The organism is Nocardia grenadensis (genome assembly GCF_050942415.1).
Classification (GTDB): Bacteria; Actinomycetota; Actinomycetes; order Mycobacteriales; family Mycobacteriaceae; genus Nocardia; species Nocardia grenadensis.
The window spans coordinates 3,097,033-3,119,376 of record NZ_CP192054.1 but is presented as its reverse complement, the minus strand read 5'-3'; the positions used below and the strand labels follow the sequence as shown (position 1 = coordinate 3,119,376).

The 22,344-nt window shown below is 68.8% G+C and carries 19 protein-coding genes; 8 read left to right on the top strand and 11 right to left on the bottom strand.

The features are described from left to right. The first annotated feature begins 197 nt into the window (after positions 1-197). Together ACQPYS_RS14240 and ACQPYS_RS14235 are read left to right on the top strand one after the other, a co-directional pair. Positions 198-4,784 (top strand): cation-translocating P-type ATPase, encoded by a 4,587-nt coding sequence (locus tag ACQPYS_RS14240; protein ID WP_433492886.1) that lies wholly within the window; start codon positions 198-200, stop codon positions 4,782-4,784. Between the two features lie 60 nt (positions 4,785-4,844). Next, entirely contained in the window at positions 4,845-5,369 is a 525-nt protein-coding gene (locus ACQPYS_RS14235; protein ID WP_433492885.1) for a DUF4240 domain-containing protein, read from the top strand. A 45-nt stretch (positions 5,370-5,414) separates the two neighbouring features. Here the strand turns inward: ACQPYS_RS14235 and ACQPYS_RS14230 are convergent, their stop codons facing one another. Together ACQPYS_RS14230 and lysA are read right to left on the bottom strand one after the other, a co-directional pair. Continuing rightward, positions 5,415-6,230, bottom strand: a complete 816-nt coding sequence (locus tag ACQPYS_RS14230; protein ID WP_433492884.1) for a PRC and DUF2382 domain-containing protein — start codon at positions 6,228-6,230, stop codon at positions 5,415-5,417. A gap of 355 nt (positions 6,231-6,585) precedes the next feature. After that, complete coding sequence (gene lysA, locus ACQPYS_RS14225) at positions 6,586-7,929, bottom strand: diaminopimelate decarboxylase (protein ID WP_433492883.1); 1,344 nt, start codon at positions 7,927-7,929, stop codon at positions 6,586-6,588. A 175-nt stretch (positions 7,930-8,104) separates the two neighbouring features. Between lysA and ACQPYS_RS14220 the strand changes: the two genes are divergently transcribed. After that, on the top strand, positions 8,105-9,772 hold the full coding sequence (locus ACQPYS_RS14220; protein WP_433492882.1) for an FAD-dependent oxidoreductase: 1,668 nt from the start codon (positions 8,105-8,107) through the stop codon (positions 9,770-9,772). Positions 9,773-9,784: 12 nt separating this feature from the next. Further along, positions 9,785-11,242, top strand: a complete 1,458-nt coding sequence (locus tag ACQPYS_RS14215) for an ATP-binding protein (RefSeq protein WP_433492881.1) — start codon at positions 9,785-9,787, stop codon at positions 11,240-11,242. A 19-nt stretch (positions 11,243-11,261) separates the two neighbouring features. On the opposite strand, the gene ACQPYS_RS14210 is transcribed toward ACQPYS_RS14215, so the two are convergent. Further along, on the bottom strand, positions 11,262-12,002 hold the full coding sequence (locus tag ACQPYS_RS14210) for a hypothetical protein (protein WP_433492880.1): 741 nt from the start codon (positions 12,000-12,002) through the stop codon (positions 11,262-11,264). Between the two features lie 32 nt (positions 12,003-12,034). After that, positions 12,035-13,180, bottom strand: a complete 1,146-nt coding sequence (locus ACQPYS_RS14205; RefSeq protein WP_433492879.1) for an FAD-dependent oxidoreductase — start codon at positions 13,178-13,180, stop codon at positions 12,035-12,037. 95 nt (positions 13,181-13,275) lie between these two features. On the opposite strand from ACQPYS_RS14205, the gene ACQPYS_RS14200 reads away from it, so the two are divergent. Further along, positions 13,276-13,848, top strand: a complete 573-nt coding sequence (locus tag ACQPYS_RS14200) for a TetR family transcriptional regulator (protein WP_063034425.1) — start codon at positions 13,276-13,278, stop codon at positions 13,846-13,848. A 33-nt stretch (positions 13,849-13,881) separates the two neighbouring features. Here ACQPYS_RS14200 and ACQPYS_RS14195 read toward each other — a convergent pair whose 3' ends face one another. Continuing rightward, entirely contained in the window at positions 13,882-15,048 is a 1,167-nt protein-coding gene (locus ACQPYS_RS14195; RefSeq protein ID WP_433492878.1) for an alpha/beta fold hydrolase, read from the bottom strand. A 74-nt stretch (positions 15,049-15,122) separates the two neighbouring features. Then, entirely contained in the window at positions 15,123-15,788 is a 666-nt protein-coding gene (locus ACQPYS_RS14190) for a TetR/AcrR family transcriptional regulator (protein WP_063034423.1), read from the bottom strand. 40 nt (positions 15,789-15,828) lie between these two features. Here ACQPYS_RS14190 and ACQPYS_RS14185 point away from each other — a divergent pair, with 40 nt between their 5' ends. Together ACQPYS_RS14185 and ACQPYS_RS14180 are read left to right on the top strand one after the other, a co-directional pair. Further along, the gene (locus ACQPYS_RS14185; protein ID WP_433492877.1) at positions 15,829-17,319 is read left to right on the top strand and encodes a flavin-containing monooxygenase; all 1,491 of its coding nucleotides are present in this window, start codon (positions 15,829-15,831) and stop codon (positions 17,317-17,319) included. Positions 17,320-17,841: 522 nt separating this feature from the next. Further along, positions 17,842-19,029, top strand: coding sequence for a lipase family protein (locus ACQPYS_RS14180; RefSeq protein ID WP_431938228.1), 1,188 nt, complete (start codon positions 17,842-17,844; stop codon positions 19,027-19,029). A gap of 89 nt (positions 19,030-19,118) precedes the next feature. Here the strand turns inward: ACQPYS_RS14180 and ACQPYS_RS14175 are convergent, their stop codons facing one another. The 5 genes from ACQPYS_RS14175 to ACQPYS_RS14155 all read right to left on the bottom strand — a co-directional run bounded on the left by ACQPYS_RS14175 (position 19,119) and on the right by ACQPYS_RS14155 (position 21,336). Continuing rightward, positions 19,119-19,373: a hypothetical protein gene (locus tag ACQPYS_RS14175; protein ID WP_063034420.1), complete on the bottom strand. Its 255-nt coding sequence runs from the start codon at positions 19,371-19,373 to the stop codon at positions 19,119-19,121. 9 nt (positions 19,374-19,382) lie between these two features. Continuing rightward, on the bottom strand, positions 19,383-19,673 hold the full coding sequence (locus ACQPYS_RS14170; RefSeq protein ID WP_431938229.1) for a hypothetical protein: 291 nt from the start codon (positions 19,671-19,673) through the stop codon (positions 19,383-19,385). A 122-nt stretch (positions 19,674-19,795) separates the two neighbouring features. Continuing rightward, positions 19,796-20,359, bottom strand: a complete 564-nt coding sequence (locus ACQPYS_RS14165; protein WP_431938230.1) for a gluconokinase — start codon at positions 20,357-20,359, stop codon at positions 19,796-19,798. After that, a complete protein-coding gene (locus ACQPYS_RS14160; RefSeq protein ID WP_431938231.1) occupies positions 20,356-20,607 on the bottom strand; it encodes a hypothetical protein in 252 nt (83 codons plus the stop codon). The genes ACQPYS_RS14165 and ACQPYS_RS14160 overlap by 4 nt, the downstream gene beginning before the upstream one ends. A gap of 267 nt (positions 20,608-20,874) precedes the next feature. Then, positions 20,875-21,336 carry a VOC family protein gene (locus ACQPYS_RS14155; protein WP_431938232.1) on the bottom strand — a complete coding sequence of 154 codons (462 nt, stop codon included), beginning with the start codon at positions 21,334-21,336 and terminating at the stop codon, positions 20,875-20,877. 401 nt (positions 21,337-21,737) lie between these two features. Here ACQPYS_RS14155 and ACQPYS_RS14150 point away from each other — a divergent pair, with 401 nt between their 5' ends. Continuing rightward, a complete protein-coding gene (locus tag ACQPYS_RS14150; RefSeq protein ID WP_433492876.1) occupies positions 21,738-22,331 on the top strand; it encodes a hypothetical protein in 594 nt (197 codons plus the stop codon). Positions 22,332-22,344 lie beyond the last annotated feature (13 nt).

Sequence of the window (22,344 nt, the reverse complement as noted above, 5' to 3'; positions counted from 1 at the left end):
GGACACTGCCGACACCGCCGCCCCCGGGATCGGATCACAGTCGATACCCGCCGCCGCGACTGCGCTCCGAGCGGCGAATACGCCGGTCGACGGCGTTTGGCCGGGCCTGCTGAGGGTAGGCGCCCCCCATGGGGCCCTCTGTGCGAAGCGTGCTGTCTCCTCGCTTGCTGAACGATCCGGTTTCTACTGTGGCCGCGGTGGTACGCACCGGAACCGGCCGCGCCCTCGACACCGGCTTCCATGCGGTCGAGGCACCGTGGCGAGCGGCGGAGAAGGTCGTCACGACGGTCGCATCCGGTCTCTCGACGCTCGAATCCGACGACGCGGCGAGTCTGCGCGACGATCTGGCGGCACTCGTCGACCCACGGGACCGCCGCGCCCAGCGCCGGGTCGAGGTGACCGAGGATCACGCGACCATCGAGGTGCGCGGCCTGGACAACGGTCAGGGGCCGGCGGTGACCCGCTCGCTCGAGAAGCGCCTCGGTCGGCTACGCGGCGTGGAATGGTGGCGGGTCAACGCGGTCACCGGCCGGATCGTCACCGCGCTGTCCAGCGGCGCCGATCTGGAGAAGCTACTGGCGGTGGTGGAAGAGGCCGAAGAGGAGTCCGATGTCGCCGACACCGACTGGAGTCGCGCCGCCGAATTCCCGGCCGACCGGGAACCGGTCCTGGCCGCGGCCATCGAAGTGGCCGGTGACGTGTGTGCCATCGCGGTGTCGGCCGTGGGTACGGTGCCGCCACTGCGCGGGGTGATGCACAGTGTGCGCGCGGTGGCGGCGTTCATCGACGCTCAGCCCCGGCTGCGCACACATCTGGAACAGCGGCTGGGCCGCCCCCGTGCCGACCTGCTGCTCGCCATCGCCAACGCGGCAGGGGTCGCACTGGGTGAGGGCACAGTCGGCGGGGTCACCAATCTGCTGGCCGATACCGTCCAGCGCGCGTTCGTCCTCACCGAAGCACTGGCCCGGCGCGGGCAGTGGCAGCAGTGGGAGACCGATATCGTCGACGCCGAGCATTTCGGGGTCACCGAACCGCTACCGCCGCATACCCGGCCCGCCGATATGCCCCGGGGCCCGGTGGAACAGGTCGCCGACGAAACAGCGGCCGCCTCGCTGGCGGGAGCCGCCACGCTGGCCGGTCTGGGTCGTATCGGTGACGTTCCGGACGCTCTCATGCTGGGCGCACCGAAAACGGCCCGCGCCGGCCGGGAAGTATTCGCCGCGACGGTGTCCACCGCGCTCGCCGGCGCCGGGGTGCTCACTCTGCATCCGGCGGCGTGGCGGCGGCTCGACAGGCTCACTGCGCTGGTCGTCGACGGCGAAGCGCTGGCCACGTCCGGACGAGTGGTGCTCGAGGTGGAGACGACCGGTGAGGGCTGGCCGGAGGCGCGGGTCTGGAGCACCGCGCAGCGGCTGCTGTGGGCCGGCACCGACGAAGGGGGTCCGGGGGACAAGAAGGCGGTGCGGCTGGTACGGCCCGAGTCGGGGGCTCCCGACCGCGGCGCCACCAATCGCCCGGTATGGCGCGAACTACGTGAGGGAAAGCGGATCCTCGGCCGCGTCCTGATCGGGCGGGAGCTCGACCCGCGGGCGCACGATGTGCTCGGCACAGCACGGCGGGCCGGGCTGCGGGTGGTGCTCGCCGGCCACCGGGACGCCGGTGAACTCCGCAGCCTCGCCGACGAATTCGTGAACGCGCACGGTTCGCTCAGCTCGCACGTCCACCGCCTCCAGAAGCAGGGGCACGCGGTCGCTGTGTTGGCCACCCGCGCGCACAAGGCACTCGACCACGCCGACGTCGCGATCGGCATCATCGGCGGTAAAGGCGGCGGTATCCACGTGCCCTGGACAGCCGATCTGCTGTGCCGCGACCTGGGGCAGGTACAGCGCACTCTCGCCGTGGTCGAGCCGGCCCGACAGGTCAGTGAACGCGGCCGCACCCTGGCACTGTCGGCGTGCAGCCTCACCGGGTTGCTGCTCGCGGCCTCGCCCGCCTCCCGCTCGCGTTCCGCGCCCATGATCGCCGCGAACTTCGCCGGTCTGTTCAACGGTGCAGTGGCCGGCGCCCGTGCGGTCCGGCCCCACCCCGCCGCGGAGCACGCGCCCCAGCTGCCCTGGCACGCCCTGGAACCGGATGAGGTGCTGGCCCGCCTGCCCGAGCCGGCACCGGCGGCCGAACGGGCCACCGACGTACCCGCGGATCGCGGCGCGACGGCGGCCCGGTTGTCGTCGCTGACCGATTTTCTCGGCCATATGCGCCGGGAACTGGCCGATCCGCTGACACCGATCCTGGGTGTCGGTGCCGCGGCGACCGCGATTCTCGGATCACCCTCGGACGCGGTACTGCTGTCGTCGGTGCTCACCGTCAACGCCATGATCTCCGCGCGCCAGCGCCAGGCCGCCGAGAACGAGTTGTTCGACCTCATCGAGGGCGAGCGTCTGTCCGGGCGGGTGATCGGCCGCGCCGATATCGACGCCGAGGACCCGGCGACCACCGATCTTCCCGCCGATTGTCTGGTGGTCGGCGATGTGTTCGCGATCCGTGCCGGTGAGGTGGTGCCCGCCGACGCCCGGCTGTTGCGCGCCGAGGACCTGGAAATGGACGAGTCCGGCCTCACCGGCGAATCGGTGACGGTAGCCAAACAGGTCGAGGCCACGCCGGGCGCGGCGCTCGGCGACCGGGCCTGTCTGGTCTTCGAGGGCTCCACGGTGGTGAGCGGGTCAGCGGTGGCCGTGGTCGTCGCGGTCGGCGCCGATACCCAGGCGGGGCGCGCCACCGCGGGCGCGGTACCGCCGGAGAAGGGGGGCGTCCAGGCACAGCTGCGGGCCCTCACCGACCGCGCCCTGCCGCTCACCCTGTCCGGCGGCGCGATCGTGACCGCGCTCGGCGGCCTCCGTGGCCGCACCCTGCGGGCGGCGATCGCCGACGGTGTCGGTGTCGCGGTCGCCGCGGTACCCGAAGGGCTGCCCCTGGTCGCCACCGTGGCGCAGCTCGCCGCGGCACGGCGGCTGTCCCACTATGGCGTACTGGTCCGCGCCAACCGCGCGGTCGAGGCCCTGGGCCGGGTGGACACCCTGTGCTTCGACAAGACCGGCACCCTCACCGAGGGCCGGTTACGGCTCACCGCGCTCGCCGACCTGAACGCGCAGTGGGAGCCCGGCAGCGACAGCGAGGCCGCCCGGCGGCTGCTACGGGCCGCGGCACGGGCCTGCCCCGACCCGGATAACGGGCCGGTCCTGCACGCCACGGACCGGGCCGTACTGGATGCCGCCGCCGAGATCCTGGGCGAGGACGCGCACCACCGGTGGGACCCGATCGACGAGATACCGTTCGAATCCAACCGGGGGTACGCGGCGGTATTGGGCCGGACCGCTCACAAACTGCGCTTGGTGGTCAAGGGCGCGCCCGAGGTCGTCCTGCCCCTGTGCACCCGGGTCCGCGGCGGCGCGTCCGCTAAGACGGACCGGGTGTACACCGACGGTGAGCGCGAGCGGGCCGAGGCCACCGTCCACGATCTCGCGGAACAGGGTTTGCGCGTGCTGGTGGTCGCCCGACGCGACCTGTCCGGTCCACCCGACGATGTCGAGGACGTGGTCGAGGGGCTGACCCTGCTGGGATTCCTCGGGATCGCCGATACGCCCCGGCCGCAGACTCCGTATCTCGTCCGCGCGCTCGAGGACAACGGTGTCGCGGTCCGGATGATCACCGGCGACCACCCGGTGACGGCTGCGGCCGTCGCGCGCCGGCTGGGTATCACCGTCGACACCGTGACCACCGGTGCCGATCTCGACGAACTCGACGACACCGCGCAGACCGAACTCATCGAGCGCAGCACCGTGTTCGCCCGTGTCGATCCCCAGCAGAAGGTGCGTATCGTGGCCGCGCTGCGCCGGACCGGACATGTCGTGGGGATGACCGGCGACGGCAGCAACGACGCCGCGGCGATCCGCACCGCCGATATCGGGATCGGTATCGCCGCGCACGGTTCGGCGGCCGCCCGCAACGCCGCGGACCTGGTCCTCACCGAACCGGATCCGCGGGCGCTGCTGCATGCGCTGGTCGAGGGCCGGAGTATGTGGCAGCGGGTGGCCGATGCGGTGGCCGTCCTGGTGGGCGGTAACGCGGGCGAAGTCGCGTTCACACTGTTCGGTACCGCCGTCGGTGGCCGCGCCCCGCTGGGGACCCGTCAGTTCCTGCTGGTGAACCTGCTGACCGATATGTTCCCCGCGCTCGCGCTCGCCCTGGCCGGCGATCAGGAGACCCCCGCACCCGACACCGATGCGCGCTGGGTCGAACAGCGCACGGGGCAGCTGGCCGCGATCCCCCCGGCCAGTCTCGGCGCCGACCTGCTGCGCACCATCGGGATTCGCGGGGTCGCGACGGCCACCGGCGCCTCGGTCGCCTGGATGGCCGGACGCTACACCGGTACCCAGCGGCGCGCGGACACCATCGGACTCGTGGCACTGATCGGCACCCAGCTCGGGCAGACCCTGGTGGCGGGCTACCGCAGCCCGCTGGTATGGCTCACCGCCGCCGCCAGTGGTGCAGTGCTGGGGGTCATCGTGATGACACCGGGTCTGGGGACGTACTTCGGCTGCACGCCACTGGGTCCGGTCGGTTGGACGATCGCGAACACCTCGGCGCTGGCCGCCACCGCGGGAGCGACGGTATTGCCGCGGCTGCTGCCCGGGGTGGAACAGGACAGGCCGGCCGATACCGTTCCGGCGCCCCCCGAGCTCGAGGAGGAGTCCACGGCGCGAACGGAGACGCCGCAGTACGCCTGAGATGTCGCGGCGCCAGGCCCGGATCTCGAGTGGGGCCGACCCGATCCGAATTCCGGCGGGTTGCGTCGTACCGTCCTGCTAGCGTCCGAGACAGCCGCCGAGGAAACCCTGTTTTGGGACCTGGTCGATACGGCGTGGGCGCAGGTGGGCGCCGAAGCGGACGCGCTACGGAAAGGCCTGGCAGCCCGGGCCTCCGACGACGAGGCCTACGCACTCGACCCGCATCTGCGGCCGTTCCTGACCCGGCTGCGCGCCCTCGGCGAAGAGCTGTCGAGTGCGGAACTGACCGCGCTGGACCGGGTCGCCGAACGAAAGCTCCACGAGATCGACCGCGCCGATATCCACGAGGTCACCGACGGCTCCGACGACGGTTTCCTGTACTGCCGCGGGTTCATCGTCGCAATGGGCCGGGATTTCCACCGGGCGGTTCTCGCCGATCCCTCGGTCGCCGTCCTCGATGCCGAATGCGAGTCGTTCTGCTATTTCTTCGCGCACCTGCACCGCGAGCGTTTCGGCTGCTTCCCGGAGACCGGGTCCGGGATCTCGCGGGAAACGGGCCGGAACCGGGTGGGGTGGTCCGGGTAGTGCGCACCGGTGGGCCGGGATTTCCAGACCCACCGGCGGTCGCGGTCAGCGGAGCTTGTCGTCGCGGTCGAGCCCTTCGATCTCGATCCGCTCCTTGCGGACCGTTTCGGTGATCGTCTGCTCGTCCTCGACCTGATCGATGACCAGCCGTATCCGTTCGACCGGGACCATCTCCTTGTCCACGGTCACCCGGTCCGCGTGCAGGGTGACCTCCTGCTCCTGATCACCGAAATCGGCAGGCAGCGCCGAGACGTCGGTGATCGGTTCGCGCTCGATGCGTATCTCCTCGTGGCTGGTCGGCACGGTGATCGTCTGCTCCTCGCTCACCACGTACTTGCGCAGCCGGGCGTGCCCCGACACCTCCTGCCGGGTGCCGATGTTCAGGCGCTCCTCCGAGCGGACGAGGAAGTCCGGTCGCCGGGTGTCGCCCCTCTCCGGGGTGGTCGCGCCGGGAGCGCTCCGGCCGGTGGTCCCCGGATCGCCCGTGGCCCGGGCCTCGTCACGGGCGGGTGAATCGGCGTGCCGCCCGTAATCCTCCCAGCCGGACCGGTTGGGATCGACGCCGTAGTGGACGAACAGGTCGTTCTCGGAATCCCGTGTGATCAGGCCGTCGTGTGCCAGATGCGGCGCGGATTTCACCGCTTCCTTGTGCACCCGCACCTGGAGTTCGGCGGGGTCCTGCCGCAACTGGGCACCGGCGAGCGGTACGAGAGAGTCTTCACTGAACAGGCCGGTACTGACCGATGCCCACGTCGGTGCGCCAGAGGCATTGTCGACGTAGACCCGCTTGACCTTTCCGATCTTGGTGCCGCCGAGGTCGTAGACTGCGTCGCCGATCAGATCTTCCACATGTTGAGCCATGGCTTTCTTCCTCGATTCTCGTCCGATACGTGGCCGGTGAACCGAGTTGCGCGGTCGCGACCGGAGTCCGGCCCGGCTCGTGGCCGGGTACGACGTTGCCGCTCGGTGTGCGCGTCGCTCCCGGTGCTGTGGCCCGGGACGGCGCCGCACCTACCTGTAGCCGGCGGTACTTCGCATTCACGAACCCGATTGGCTACATCTCGGCAAATACCCGAGCGATCACAGGTCAAACAGGCGCGCCGCGGCGGCCGGATGAATCTCCGGGTCGGTCCCGCGAGAATCGGGCTATCGCCCGGTTCGCACCCACATCTCCCCGGATCGCGATACCGGGCGGACCCGCGCCCCGGCAATCATCTCACCGGCCGACGTCCCGGACGAGCAGGTCGGCCGTGGTCTCCCGGCGGACCAGTTCCCGCGCACCGCCGTCCCGGACGGCGACGACCGGTGGACGGCCGACACAGTTGTAGGAGGTCGACAGGCTGTGGTGGTAGGCACCCGTACACGGCACCGCGAGCACATCACCGGGGTGCAGATCGGCCGGTAATCGCACGTCGCGGGCCAGGACGTCCCCGGCCTCGCAGTACCGGCCCACCACGGTCGCCGTCGTCCAGGGGCCGTGCGGGCGGCGGTTGGCCACCACCGGCGCGTACCGCGCGCCGTACAGTGCCACCCGCAGATTGTCGTTCATCCCGCCGTCGACCGTGACGAAGGTGGTGCCGCCGTCGATCCGCTTGACCGACATCACCCGGTACACCGTGACCCCGGCCCGCGCGACGATGGCCCGGCCCGGCTCCATCGCGATCGCCGGCCGCGGGAAACAATGGCGGGCACAGGCGGCGTCGAGCGCATCGTCGACGATATCGGCGAGTTCGGCCAGGTTCAGTTGGGCATCGCTCGGGTGGTAGGCCACGGCATGGCCGCCGCCGAGATCCAGTTCGGTGAGCAGCTGCCGGTGCTCGCGCCGGATCCAGGCCATCTCCCCCACCAACCGCCGGATGGCTTCCCCGTAGTGATCCGGGTCGTGGATCTGCGATCCCAGGTGACAGTGCAGCCCGACCAATTCCAGGTCGGGCCGCGCCAAGACCCGCCGGATCGCTTCGGCCGCCGTATCACTGCCGAGCGGGAAGCCGAACTTCTGATCGAGGACACCGGTCCGCACGGCCGGATGCCCGGACACATCGATACCGGGCGAGAGCCGCAGCAGCACCGGTTGTGGGCGCTGCGCCGAGCCGGCCAGCAGCGCGATATCGGTGAGCGAGTCGAGCACGATCCGGCCGACCCCACAACGTACGGCGTCCGCCAGTTCGGCACCGGACCGCCCGGTCCCGTGCAGGATGAGTCGCCGCGGATCCACGCCGGCCGACAGCGCCACCGCCAGCTCTCCCCCGGAGCAGACGTCGATCGACAGTCCTTCGTCGCTCACCCAGTCCACCACCGCCCGGATCATGAGCGCCTTGCCGGCGTAGTAGACGCGGGCGTCGGGGAAAGTCTTGCGGTAGGCCCGGCAGGACGCCCGGACCTCGGCCTCGTCCAGTACATGGGCGGGCGTCCCGAACCGGTCGGCGACCTCGGTGAGCGCCACCCCGCCGATGGTGACGCGCCCCTCGCCGTCGTCTGCGGTCCCGCGCGGCCAGATCGTCGGGCTCAGCCGGGGCGGGATCGCCGGTTGCAGCGACGGAATCGTCTCGAGCAGTGTCACGATGCGCTCCTGGAATGTCCCCGCCGTTCCGTATGCGGGGTCGAGTCCAGGACTACGCGCCCACCCGGGCACCGGACGCGGTCTTGACGTGACCTTGACCTCCCGCGGCCCGTTCCTGACCGAACATTGACCGCGCGCCGACGACGGCCGCGTGCGTACGCGGCATACTCGTCGGGTGAGCGCTCCCGCGACCAGTAGGCCCGCCATTCTCAGCGTCGATGACGACCCCGGGGTGTCCCGGGCCGTCGTCCGTGATCTGCGGCGCCGGTACGGCGCCGAGTACCGGATCCTGCGCGCCGAGTCCGGTCCGCAGGCGCTCGAGGTGCTGCGCGAGATGAAACTGCGCGGCCAGCCGGTCGCGATACTCATCGCCGACTATCGGATGCCGGGTATGGACGGTATCGAGTTCCTCGAACAGGCGATGGACCTCGACCCCTACGCCCGCCGGGTGCTGCTCACCGCCTACGCCGATACCAATGCCGCCATCGATGCGATCAATGTCGTCGATCTGGATCACTACCTACTCAAACCATGGGATCCACCGGAGGAGAAGCTGTACCCGGTGCTGGACAGCCTGCTGGATGCCTGGCGCAGCAGCGAGCACCGTCCGGTGCACGGAACCAAGGTCATCGGCAACCGATGGTCACCCAGATCGTCGCAGGTCAGGGAGTTCCTGGCCCGCAACCAGCTGCCCTACCGCTGGTTCCTGGCCGAAGAGCCGGAAGGCGCGCGTCTACTCGAGGCCGCCGGCGCCGACCCGCGGCGCTGTCCGGTGGTGATCACCGAGGGCGGGCAGGCGCTGGTCCAGCCCAGCGACGGGGAGCTGGCCGCGAGTGTGGGGCTGAGCACCGAACCGGCCGGCGACTTCTACGACCTCATCGTCGTCGGCGGCGGGCCGGCCGGACTCGGCGCCGCGGTGTACGGCGCCTCCGAGGGGCTGCGCACGGTACTGGTCGAACGCACGGCCACCGGCGGCCAGGCGGGCCAGAGTTCGCGGATCGAGAACTACCTGGGCTTCCCGGACGGGTTGTCCGGGGCACAGCTGGCCGACCGGGCGCGCCGCCAGGCGGCCAAGTTCGGCGCCGAGGTGGTCACCACCCGCGAGGTGGTCGGACTGGAGGTGAACGGCTCGGCCCGGACCGTGCGGTTCGCCGACGGCGGCGCCCTGTCAGCCCATACGGTCATCATCGCGACCGGCGTGGATTATCGGCGCCATCCCGCGACCGGTGTCGACGAGTACACCGGACGCGGGGTCTACTATGGATCGGCCATGACCGAGGCGGCCGAATGCGCCGGTCACGACGTCTACATCGTCGGCGGCGCGAATTCGGCCGGGCAGGCGGCGATGTTCCTGTCCCGCAACGCGCGCACCGTGCACCTGGTGGTGCGCGGTGACGCGCTGGAGAAATCCATGTCGCACTATCTGATCCAGCAGATCGCCCAGGTGCCGAATATCCGGGTGCACACCGAGACCGAGGTGGTCGCGGTGGACGGCGCGGACCACCTGGCCACGCTGGTTCTGCGCGACAACCGGTCCGGCGCCGAGGAGAGGGCACCTGCCGAACGGCTGTTCCTGTTCATCGGCGCCGCCCCGCAGACCGACTGGCTCGACGGCGTGGTGCACCGGGACGCCGCGGGTTATGTCCTGGCCGGCCCGGATCTGCTGATCGACGGTGACCGGCCGAAGGGCTGGGAGCTTCCGCGGCCGCCGCATCATCTGGAAACCAGCGTGCCGGGGGTCTTCGTGGCCGGGGACGTCCACGCCGAATCCGCCAAGCGGGTGGCCTCGGCCGTCGGCGAGGGTGCCATGGCCGTCATGCTCGTGCACCGCTACCTGGCCTAGAGGAGACCGAGAATGAGCATCTGCGATCCCGCCGAACTGCGGTCGCTGTTCCTGTTCGAGAAACTCGACGATCGGCAACTGGATTGGTTGTGCGCCGACGGCCGCATCGAAACCGTCGAGCCGGGTCCGGTGTACCAGGAGGGCGATCCGGCGACCTGCTTCTACGTGCTCATGGACGGTGAGGTGCGACTCACCAAACTGTCCGGGGGGCGGGAGATCGAGATGGTGCACACCGACCATCGAGGCTCCTATGCGGGCGCGTGGACGGCGTATCTGGGCGAGCGGGCCGAGACCCATTACAGCACCACGCTCTACGTGACCCGGACGTCGCGGTTCTATGTGCTGGACGCGCAGATCTTCTCCCGGATGATGCACAGCTGGTTCCCGATGGCGGTCCATCTGCTCGAGGGCGCGTTCTTCGGTAACCGCAACACCAACGCGCGGATCGCCCAGCGGGAGCGACTGCTCGCCCTGGGCTCGCTGTCGGCGGGGCTGACCCACGAACTGAACAATCCGGCCGCGGCCGCGGTCCGGGCGACCTCGGGCCTGCGCGACCGGATCGCGGGGATGCGCCACAAACTCGCCATGATGGCGCAGGGCACATTCGATACCGCGGTCCTGGAGACCCTGGTCCGGTTGCAGGAGGAGGCGGCCGCCCAGGTCGCCAAGGCGCCGGAACTGTCCCCGCTCGAGGCGGCCGACCGGGAGGACCTGCTCGGCGAATGGCTCGACGACCACGGGATCCGCGACGGCTGGGAACTGGCACCGAACTATGTCCAGGCCGGGTTCGACACCGATTGGCTCGAACGCGTGGCCGCCACCCTGGAGGGCTGCACGTCCCAGGTGCTCGAGGGGGCGTTCCGCTGGCTGAACTACACCATCGAGACCGAACTGCTGATGAACGAGATCGCCGATTCCACCACGCGCATCTCGACTCTGGTGGACGCGGCCAAGCAGTACTCTCAAATGGACCGGGCTCCATTCCAGGTGGTGGACCTGCACGAGCTCCTGGACAGCACACTGGTGATGCTCAGCCGCAAGATCGGTGACTCGATCGAGGTGGCCAAGGACTACGACCGCACCCTCCCCCAAGTGCCCTGCTACGCCGCCGAACTCAACCAGGTGTGGACGAACCTGATCGACAACGCGGTGTACGCGATGGCGGGCAGGGGGAGATTGACCCTGAGCACCCGGCTCGAGAACAACTGCGCGGTCATCGTGGTCGCCGATACCGGGCCCGGGATCCCGGCAGAGGTGCGGAGCCGCATCTTCGAGCCGTTCTTCACCACAAAACCGGTCGGCGAGGGCACCGGGCTCGGCCTCGATATCTCGTTCCGCATCGTCGTCGACAAACACAGCGGGGACATCCGGGTGGATTCACGGCCCGGCGACACCCGTTTCACGGTATGGCTGCCACTGCTCCGCGCCGAGAGCGAGCCCGCGGGCACCCCGGACGCCGACGAGGCGTGAGCGGATGCCCACCGGGCGGTCAGCACGTCCGGCGGTAGATGATCGGCTGAGCGGCGATTCCGTTGGCGGCGAAGTTGGCCAGTACGAACGAGCGGAACGACCGCCGCAACAGCAGAGCCGGCAGGAAGGTGCGCAGCGCGGGCCAGCTCGCATGGTTCACCAGGCTGTAATCGTCGGACTCTCCCGGCAACGGCTGCATCAGCGCCGAATCCGACAACGATGTCTCGCGCTGGAACCAGCCCGCGGTGTACTGCCAGACATCGAAGACGGTCTCCCGGTCGTCGCCGTGGAAATAGTTGAACAGGAACCAACTGTCGGCATTGTGGTCGACGTCGGCGATCCGAGCAGCGTTGCTCGCGGCGATCACCCGTGTGTGGCGCGCCGCACCGTCGAACAACCCAGCCAGCTTGCGCCAGACCGGTTCGGCACGCAGCGCTTCGGCGGCCGGAACACTCTCCGCCCGCACCAGCACGACCACATCGAAGCGCGCCGGGCGGATACCGCGGCGACGCAGCAGTGGCGTGCCTTCGCCCGGCGGTCGCAGAGCGGCCCGGAACACCGTCGCCTCAGCGACATCTGCGCGCCGCAGCAGGTGCGCGCACAGGCCGCCGGCCTGGTCCAGTACCCGCCTGCGCGCTCGTGACGGCAGAGCGAACGGGCCGGCCCAGCCACCGACCTCGGCGGCCAGGAGCAGGAAGCCCGAGTCGGTGGGAGTGGTGAGGTGGGCCTGTAGGGCGAGCCTGTCGTTGACGGTTTCCACTGTCGTACTCCTTTGTTCGAACGAGTCTGGGGTCAGCTACGGTCGAGACCCGACAACCGCCAGGCCAGCTTGTTACGCACCAAGGCCGTCCGGCCCGCGAGGCGCATGGCGATATTGCGGAACGGGCGCACCGCGGTCGGCATCGTTGCCAGCGAGGTGAGCCGGCCGGCGATCGCGACCACCGACTCGGTATTGCGCCGCCGGGCCGCGGCGTGCTCGTCGAGCAGGGTCGGTGACTCGCCGCGGAGCACCCGGGCCAGGGTCGTCGCGGCGGTGACCGCGTCTTCGATGCCGAGATTCATTCCCTGTCCACCGGCCGGTGAGTGCACATGGGCGGCGTCGCCTGCCAGCAGGATGCGACCGTCCCGGAAACGCTCGGCGATACGGTGGTGCACGCGGAAGCGGGAGCCCCAGACGACTTCCTCGACCACCGCCGGCTGAGCCTTCGGGCCGCGTTCGTCCAGCAGCCGTTGCACGAAGGCGACGTCGGGCTCGTGCGGTGCCTCGTCCACGGTGGCCACGATCCGGTACATACCGTCGGGCAGCGGTGCCACGACGATCAGCCCGGCCGGGGAGAAGTACAGGATCACCTCGTCCTTGGGGACCCCGCCGGAGACCCGTACATCGGCCAGGCTGAACGATTCGGCATAACTGCCGCCGATGAAGCCGATACCGGCCTGGTCGCGCACCGTGCTGTGCAGACCGTCGGCGCCGATCAGGTAGCGGGCGCGGAGCTGGGCTCCATCGGAGAGGGTGACCGTCACCAGGTCGGCGTCCTGGATCACCGTGGTCACCTCGACGGGGCGCCGCACCGGCACCCCGAGTTCGGTCAGCCGGCGTAGGAGGAATTTCTCGGTATCGGCCTGCGAGATCATCAGCGTGTAGGGGTAGACAGTGGGGAGTCGGTCGAAGGGGACGGCGATCAGCACCTGGTCCCGGTCCCGGATGGTGAAGTCCGGGGTGTGCAGGCCGCGATCGACCAATGACTGCGTCACCCCATAGGGCTCGAGCAGTTCGAGGGTGTGGGGGTGGACGACCGCCGCCCGGGAGGTGTTCGCACCTTCGGCCTGGCTGTCGACGATCACGACATCGTGGCCGAGCCGGGTCAGTACGACGGCGGCGGTGAGACCGACCGGGCCCGCGCCGACGATCAGGACATCTGCGATTTCGGTGGTCATCGTCTCACCTGCCCTCAAGAGGTCAACACTTGTTGGCATCAACGTTAGGCCGGTTCACATTTCTTGTCAACAGCTGTTGGCCTACACTTGTTGGCATGAGAAGGACCTCGGAAGAGACGAAGGCGGTCATCCTCACCGCGGCCCGCGAGCGCTTCGCCGCCGACGGCTACGACCGGGCGACGATCCGGGCGATCGCCGCCGACGCCGACATCGACCCGGCCATGGTGATGCGGTACTACGGCAACAAGGAACGACTGTTCGCGGCGGCGGCCGAATTCGATCTGGAGCTACCGGATCTGACGGAGGTGCCCCCCGACCGGATCGGCCCCGCCCTGGTGGCGCACTTCCTCGACCGCTGGGAGCGCGACGAAACACTGCTGATCCTGCTGCGTGCCGGAGTCACCAATCCGGTGGCGGCCGACCGGATGCGATCGATCTTCGCGACACAGCTGGGGCCGGTGCTCGCGAAAGCCGGGGACGACCCCCGGGAGGCGCCCACGCGCGCCGGTTTGGCGGCGTCCCAGATCCTGGGTATGGCGCTGTGCCGTTTTATCCTCGCGTTTCCGCCGGTGGCCGATATGACCCGGCCGGAGGTCATCGCCTGGCTGGGGCCGACGATCCAGCGCTACCTGACCGGACCGGTTCCGGAGATCGCCTCGGCCCGATGATCGTCGGTCACGGTCCGGCCGGGTGACCGGGCGTTACCGATGCCAGGCCGGCACTGCGCCGGCGACACTGCTGATCCGCGCCTGGTACCGCTCCACGAACGGCAGCACCTGCTGCGCGATCACCTTGTTGTATTCGGCGGGGCGCTGCCGCGGATTCGCGTGCCCGGTGCCCCGCGGTTTCACCACCAGCAGATTCCCGTTCACCCCCCCGACCTTGTCGATCAGGACCTCCTGGGTACGCGCGACATCCACCACCCGGTCCCGGCTCCCGTCGTGCGGGCGGATGAAAACGATGGCCGGCCGCGGTTTGCCGTGCGCGGGCCCGGACAATGAATGCAGATCGTCGGTCGCGCCACCGGCCACGATCGCCAGGAACTGGGCCTCGATCAAGCCGTTGCTGGCGGCGTCGGCATTGAATATCTTGTCCCGCAGCACCCGCCCCACCGCTTCCCGGAATTCCCCGAACCGGATACCCGGAACACCGCTGTGGTCGACGAAATTCTCCCGGCGCGCATAAGTTTCCACGGCGGTGCGCAATCCCCGGCTCTCCCGCGCACCGGGCAGCCAGCCCATCCAGCGCACCATGTCCTCCCCCAGACCACGACTCTCCGGGCGGACCGCGTCGAGATCCAGTGGCGTGCAGTCCAGCAGCACTCCCACCAATCTGCGGTCGCTGCCGAGATGGATGTGCTCGGCGACCTCGAGCGCGATGACCCCGCCCATACTGTGCCCGGTCAGCACGATACTGCGTACTCCCGACATGGCCGCGGCCCGGACGATCAGGTCGGCGATCACCTCGGTGTCGATACCGCGGTTGTCGTACCGGATCGCCCAGACCGCGCCCATCTCGCGCAGCGCCGGCAGCGCGGCGGCCGTATCGCTGGCATTGAGATTGCCCAGCCCGACCAGATCCACGACGGCGGTATCGCGTTTACCGGGGTCCACGGGTTCGGCGATCGGTAACAGCGCGGGCTCGGTCAGCGCGAGGCGCATACGCTCCGGCTCGATATCGTGCTCCCAGTATTGTGCGAACGCGATCCCGATGATCATCAACAGTGCGGCTACCCGAAACAACGCCAGTCTGGTGCGACGCAACGTCTTCCATCCGTGGCCCGGGCGCGTCTCGCGCAACCTGGCCCGGCGACGTTCGTCACTCCAGTCCGCGACGGTGGACGGATGCCATTCGTCCAACGGCGACATATTTCCCACTGTATGCGCACACCCGCCGGTGCTCCGGGTAGCGCGGCGGTGAGAATTACCGCAGCACCGCGGCATCAGTCCTTGCGGACTCCGTCGACCAGCAGCCGCCGGATCGCCTTGTTCAACGCGCCGATGGCCGCCTCGTCCGGATCACGCAGCCCGTGCACCACCCCGGCGAGCAGCATACCCGTCACCGCCCGGGCGGTGTTGATCGTGTCGAGATCGGCGCGCAGATAGCCCAGTTCGACGCCGTGGTCGAGGTATCCGGCGGTCAGCGCGTCGGCGGTATCGAGCAGCCCGTAGAGACGCGTGGTGAGTTCGTCGTCGATACCGGTCGCGTGGAACAGCAGCAACTGGGCCACGCGCCGATCCTCGATGAGGATACGGGTGAGTGCAGCACCGATCCGATCGATCTGCTCCCGATACTGGTCCAGGCCGGTCGCGGCATCGGGCGCGTTGTCGGTCCCGAGCGCGTCGATGATCCGGGCCGCCAGGTCATCGATCACGTGGTCGATGATGTCGCGCTTATTGCTGAAGTAGCGGTAGAAGGTGCCGTGGCCGATGCCCAGCTGGGACGCGATATCGGCGATCCCGGTCGCGTGGTAACCCTTCTCGGCGAAACAGACGAAGGCGGTATCGATGATCTCCTGGCGTAGCTCGGCCTTACGGCGTTCGGCCCGCGTCGGTGGCTTCGTCACGCCCCCGATGATATCGTCATCAGAAACGGAATGATGTGTCATTCTGTGATGAATCGTTCAGCGGAGCAGCAGGAGGTTCGGCGTGACACCTCGATACGACGCCGTCGTGGTCGGCGCGGGGTTCGGTGGTATGGGGGCCGGTATCCAGCTCGACCGCCTCGGCCTGCACGACTACGTGATCCTCGAACGCGAATCCGATCTCGGGGGCACCTGGCACGTCAACCGCTACCCCGGCCTGGCCGTCGATATCGCCTCGGTGACCTACTCCTATTCCTTCGAACCGAACCCGAACTGGTCGCGCCTGTTCGCACCGGGCGCGGAGCTGAAGAAGTACGCCGAGCACGTCGCCGAGAAGTACGGCCTCCGCGAGCGGATGCGTTTCGGTACCTCCGTCGAGAGCGCTCACTGGGACGCCGAGCACCAGTACTGGGTGGTCACCGTCGCCGGCGGCGATACGCTCACCGCGCGCTATCTGCTGACCGCGACCGGTTTTCTCTCCCAGCCCTACACCCCGCCGTTCCCCGGTATCGATACCTTCGCCGGCAAGATCGTCCACACCACCGCCTGGGACGATACCTACGACCTCACCGACCGCCGGGTCGCGATCGTGGGCACCGGCGCCACCAGCGTGCAACTCGTCCCCGAGGTCGCGGACCGGGCCCGCGAACTCACCGTGTTCCAGCGCACTCCGATCTGGGTGGTGCCCAAGGTCGATATGCCGATCCCGCCCGCGGTGCAGCGCCTGTTCACCCGGGTCCCGGTCACCCAGAAGGCCGCGCGGCTGGCCAATACCACCGCGCTGGAAGCGCTCATGGTGATCGGAGTCCTGCATTACAAGCAGGCCAAACCCTTGAACAAGGCGGCGGCGCTGCTGGCCAAGGCGCATCTGCGTGCCCAGGTCCACGACAAGCGGATGCGGGAGCAGCTCACCCCCGACTACGATTTCGGCTGTAAACGCCCGACCTTCTCCAACCGCTACTTCGCAACCTTCAACGAACCGCACGTCCGGTTGGAGACCGGCGGTATCGATCGAATCGAACCGGACGGGATAGTCACCGCTGCCGGCACGAAGACCGAGATCGACACGCTCGTGCTGGCCACCGGATTCAACCTCTGGGATGTGAACTTCCCGGCCATCGAGATCATCGGCCGCGACGGAGTGGACCTCGGGAAATTCTGGCGGGACAACCGGTTCCAGGCCTATGAAGGCATCACCGTGCCGAAATTCCCGAACTTCCTCAGCCTCAACAGCCCCTACTCCTACAGCGGCCTGTCCTACTTCACCACCATCGAGGCACAGATGAAACATATGGCCAGGCTCTTCGGGGAGCTGGCCCGCCGCGGTGAGACCACCTTCGAGGTCAGTGCCCGCGCCAACACCGAATTCCTGGACCGCGTCACCGGTAAGCTCGGTTCTTCGGTGTTCTATGGTGGCGACTGCGCCACTGCCCGCAGCTACTACTTCAACCAGCACGGCGAGGCGGCGCTGCTGCGCCCGACCAGCACGGTCAACGCGCACCGCGAGGCGGTACGGTTCCCCCTCGACGACTATCTGTACGGCCGGGCCGGCTGACCCGCGCCACCGCGTCCTATCGAGTATGCCGCCCGGACCACGCCGGCGGAACCGGCGACAAGGCCGTTCGATCAGCTGCCCCGTACCCCTCGGCCCACCGGTCCGGAACCACCTGCGTCGCCGGCACCACGCCGGAGCACCGGAGGACTGCGCGCGCCGCCGCCGAGTTCGGCAGGGCGTCCAGGCCGCGGCGGCCGAAAGCAAGACCATCCCCTTGTGATCGGTCCGGCCATACCGGCCGATGATTATGAACTCGCGCAGTTTTCTCGGTCCTTCGGACCCGAGCGTCCTCTTGACCCGCTAGCGTCGTATCGTTGCTCGTCGGGCCGAACTCGGGGCGCGGCCACAAGCCATCGCAGACAGTTCGTTTCGAGCGATAACTCGCCGTCGCCGCGGTTCACCTGTGACAGCGACCGATATCGTTCGCTGCCCCACCGCGCACCTCATCCACGGCGACGGCCGTCGCGGCGTCACAAGCGCCGGGCCGGACGCCGGTCGATTCCAGCTGTCCGAAAGAAGAACGTGTTAAGAGTTTCCACCCGTATCCTGGTCCTGCTGTTGACCCTCGTCTCGGTCGGTGTTCTCGGGGGTGGCGCCAACGCCGAACCGCTCTACCCGCAACCGGATCCGGACCCCTTCTACACCGCACCTCCCGAGCTCGCCGGATTGCAGCCGGGCGAGGTGGTGCGCACCCGCAAGATCGATACCGGTATGTATGTGGGCACCGAAGGCTGGCAGGTAGCCTTCCGGTCCACCAGCTCCCTCGGTAACCCGATCATGGGTGTGACCACGGTGCTACTGCCCGCCGGCGTGAAGAAGCCGCCGCTGGTCTCCTATCAGGCCCTGATCAATTCGCTCGGCACCCGATGCAATCCGTCGCGGTCACTGTTCAACGGTGAACTACAGGACGCCGTCGGCGCGATGCTGCCGATCGGACGCGGCTGGGCCATCTCGGTGCCCGATTACCTCGGACCGAATGTCGCCTACGCCGCCGGACGGCTCAGCGGAATGGTCACCCTCGACAGTGTCCGCGCCGTACAGCGGGTCGCCGAACTCGGCCTCGCGGATTCCCCCGTGGCACTGGCCGGTTACTCCGGGGGCGGGCTGGCCACCGGATGGGCCGCGGCCCTGCAGCCCTCCTACGCACCCGATCTGAAGATCGCGGGCATCGCCGCGGGCGGTATCCCAGCCGACCTGGAGCAGATGGCGCTGGGTCTCGGTTTCGCCCCGCACCCGGGTTTCGGCCTGGCCTTCGCCGCGGCCATGGGTCTGGAGCGGGAGTACCCGGACCGGCTGCCGATCTCCGACCAGCTCAACGAGAACGGCCTGTGGTTCCGGGAGTTCACCCATGACGCCTGCCGGCGGTTCCTGCTGTTCCACGGCGCTTTCCGCAGTGCGGAGCAGATGGCCGCGTCCAAGAGTCTGATGGACAGCCCCGCAGCGCATCAGGTGCTGCGCGAGAACAGCCTGCGTTACTTCGACGGGGTGCCGACCGCACCGACCTATCTGTGGCACGGCCGCTTCGACGAGCTCACCCCCTACGACGGGGTGGCCGAGTTCACCGACCGTTACTGCCGTGCGGGCGCGCCGGTGAAACTCACCACCTACGACATCGCCGAACATATGACCGCCGCCGCCGCGGGCTTCGCCGATGCCTGGAATTTCGTGGAGGCCAGGTTCCGCGGTGAACCCATGGCCAAGGGCTGCTGAGCAGCGGCCACGCCGGAGATCTCCGGCCCGTCCGGCGGAGTTGACCGGACGGGCCGCACAGGTGTTCGAGTGACGCGAATACCGCGGGCTCAGCTTCCGGTTTCGCGTTCCACCAGCCGCGGATGGTCGGGGTGACCGGCGATCGAATACTGCGTCGCGAGCCGGCGTAGTCCGGCCAGATCCGTCGGATCGGCCATCACCTCGGTGTCGAGGTCGAGGATGAAGTGTCCGGGCCGCACGAACCGTGCCGAGCGGCCGAGATCGCCGTCGGGGTGTTCGACGGTAACGACCCCCGACACCGCGGTGATCCGGCCGTCCTGGTCGTATTCGATCTGCACGCGCACGGGTCCCCCTCAGCCAGGTATCGGACTGGACCAAGCTATGTAGAAGTAGTAGTAGGCCGGCTCCCCCGGGCCGTTGTTGTGTATCTCGAAATGGGTTTCGTCGTGCCCGCCGCGATAATGCGTGATGTTGCGGACCGCGATCTCGGCGGCACCGTCACAATAGGCGGTGAAGACGTAGAGCCGATTCTCCCGGCCCCACTCACCGCCTGCCGTCCACCAGTGGTCGGCTTCCCCCGGTGCCAGCGGACCACCGAAATTACAGAACGCGCCGAGCCAGTTCAGTGGTACAACCTGGACCATCAGGCCTCCCTGGAAAGATCGGCGGAAAAGCCGTCACATCACCCGGGCGGTACTACGAGGTCGAACCGGTTCGTCGCCATTATCACCCACCCGGGCGGGGGCTGTCACGGGTGGAACCTGGGTCATCGATCGGGACGGTCCTGCGCCGTGTACTCCGGCAGCGACCGCATCACCACCTCCGCCGCGTGCTGGGCATTGCGGCTGCCGTGCAGGGCGACACCTCGCTCCCCCGGTTGCAGGGGTTCCAGGGCGGCGAGCTGGGAATCGAGCAGCGCGGCCGGCATGAAATGTTCGGTCCGGCCCGTTATCCGTGCCAGGAGTTCGTCGCGATCGGCGGTCAAAAGCAGGAAGTAGACACCGGGCGCCCCCGTCCTCAACACATCGCGGTAGCGGCGTTTGAGTGCCGAACAGGCCATCACGCCGCCGGTCCCCGCGGCGGTGCGTGCTCGCAGCCAGTCGCCGACCGCGGCGAGCCAAGGCCCCCGGTCGCTGTCGTCCAGCGGAAGCCCGGACGCCATCTTGTCGATATCGGCCCGGGAGTGGAGGTCGTCCGCGTCGGCGAAGGGCACGCCGAGTCGCCGGGCCAGCAGCCGGGCCGTGGTGGTCTTTCCGGTACCCGAAACCCCCATCACCACGACGCACGGCGCACGGGAAAGCGGGTCTTGCGTCGATTCCACGACCGTCATCGATTCCTGTCGACCTCGGGCGGTCCGAGCGAACCCGCCGGGTACTCCTCCAGCGGCGCGCGGTCGCGCGCCCCATCGGACAGTACCGGTTCCAGCAGCCGCCAGGCCTCTTCCCCCTCGCCGGAGCGGAGGGACAGCGCGCGATCTCCACGCGGGACGTTGAGCAGAAATCCGCCGTAGGCGGGCAGTTCCGGCGGCGCGCTGCGTGCCGTGAGGGTGCCGCCGCAGATCACCGGCCGCTCCATCATCGGGCCGGCTCCGCGCGATTCCGGTCGCGACGAACGGCCCGTGTGCAGTTCCGTCGCGAGTGTTCCGGCGGGTATCGCCGAGGGGACGATGAGATCTGCGTTCTTCCGTCTTCCCGCACGCTCGGACGATCGGTACGGCCTGCCGGCGACAATTGGTCTCAACGTAACAGCGGGTCAGGGGACCGTGCGGGGCCGCGATGGGGAGACGGTACATGTGTGGCCACGAGGCGCACCGACCCCACCCATGAGCCCGCGGCCGGGCGCGGTTCAGTCCAGGCAGAACTCGTTCCCCTCGGGATCGGCCATCACGATGAACCCGGCCTCCAGCGGCGGAGCGGGCTCGTGGCGCCGGATCCGGGTGCCGCCCAGTGCGACGAGCCGGTCGCATTCGGCCTCGAGCGCGGCCATCCGTTCCTCCCCCTGAAGCCCCGGCGCCACCCGGATATCGAGGTGGACGCGGTTCTTGGCGACCTTGCCCTCCGGGACCTGCTGGAAGAACAATCGTGGGCCGTTCCCGTCCGGATCCTCGACGGCCGACCTCGCGTTGCGCTGTTGTTCGGGGACGCCGATCCCGGCGAGAAAGTCATCCCACGCGGCAAGCGGGTCGGCGTCCGCAGGCAGCTCGACTCCCGGCGGGCCCGGATGGATGTAGCCCAGGACCTCACGCCAGAACGACGACAGCGCCCGCGGATCGTGGGCATCGAAAGTGACCTGAATATCGCGACTCATCGAAATGCTCCGTTCGCAGAGAGGTGAGTGTGCACCCGGCCAGTCTGGCAGGCCGGGCGGACAGAATCGGTCCGCAATTCCGTGCCGTCCGGGCGCGCGGGATGTGACGTACGCTGCCGAGCGTGGCTCGGCCGGTGAGGGCCGCATCCGCCCGATTCACCGCGCCGACGCCGAGCTCGGGGCCGGGCGCGCCCGCCTCACTCGCCCGGTGCGGCGTGATCTCCCCGCCGAGTTTCCGCTACATCGGACCCGGCTCTGAATTCGTTGGCGCGAAACACTTTCCGAGTTTCACACCGGAATCGATCAGCGAATTCCGCTTCCGGCGAAGCACCCGATGAGGACAGAACGGCCTGGCAATGGTTCAATTCCCGGCGTACGACCCGGAGTGCAGGAGGAATGGAATGGCAGTGCGTTACTCGAAAAGAGAACAGACCAAACTCGTCAACCGAGTGAAAAAACTCCTCACTCAGGGTAAAACGCTCAATGCGGCGTGCACGCAGGTCTCCGAACGCGAAGGTGGGCTTCCCGCCACGAACACACTCGCCAATTGGGTCCGTGCCGCGGGACTTCCCGAGGGCGCCGAGACCCCACCGGTCGCGGACACTCCCGCGCCCGCGAAACCCAGGCGACGTCCCCGCGGTGCAGGCAAGGTGACCGCGAAACCGGTCGCCGCCAACGAGACCGAGACGCCACAGGTTGCGGAACCGGCAGAGACCACCGCCGAGGCCACGGTGGCCGAGCCCACCGAAGCGGCACCGGAAACCGCCGGGCCGGCAGCGGAAATCACTGCCGAGACCACGGAACCGGCAGCGGAGACCACCGCCGAGCCCACGGCCGAACTGGTCCGGGTGCGCCCCGCGGATACCGCCGTGGACTCCGCGCACGAACTCGACGACCTGCTCGACGAGAACCACCGGTTACGCACCGCGTTGAACGAGGCCAACCGGGAGATCCGTGCCATGCGCGACCTTCTCGTCGTATACGCGAGCCGGTAGCTCGGCCGTCCCC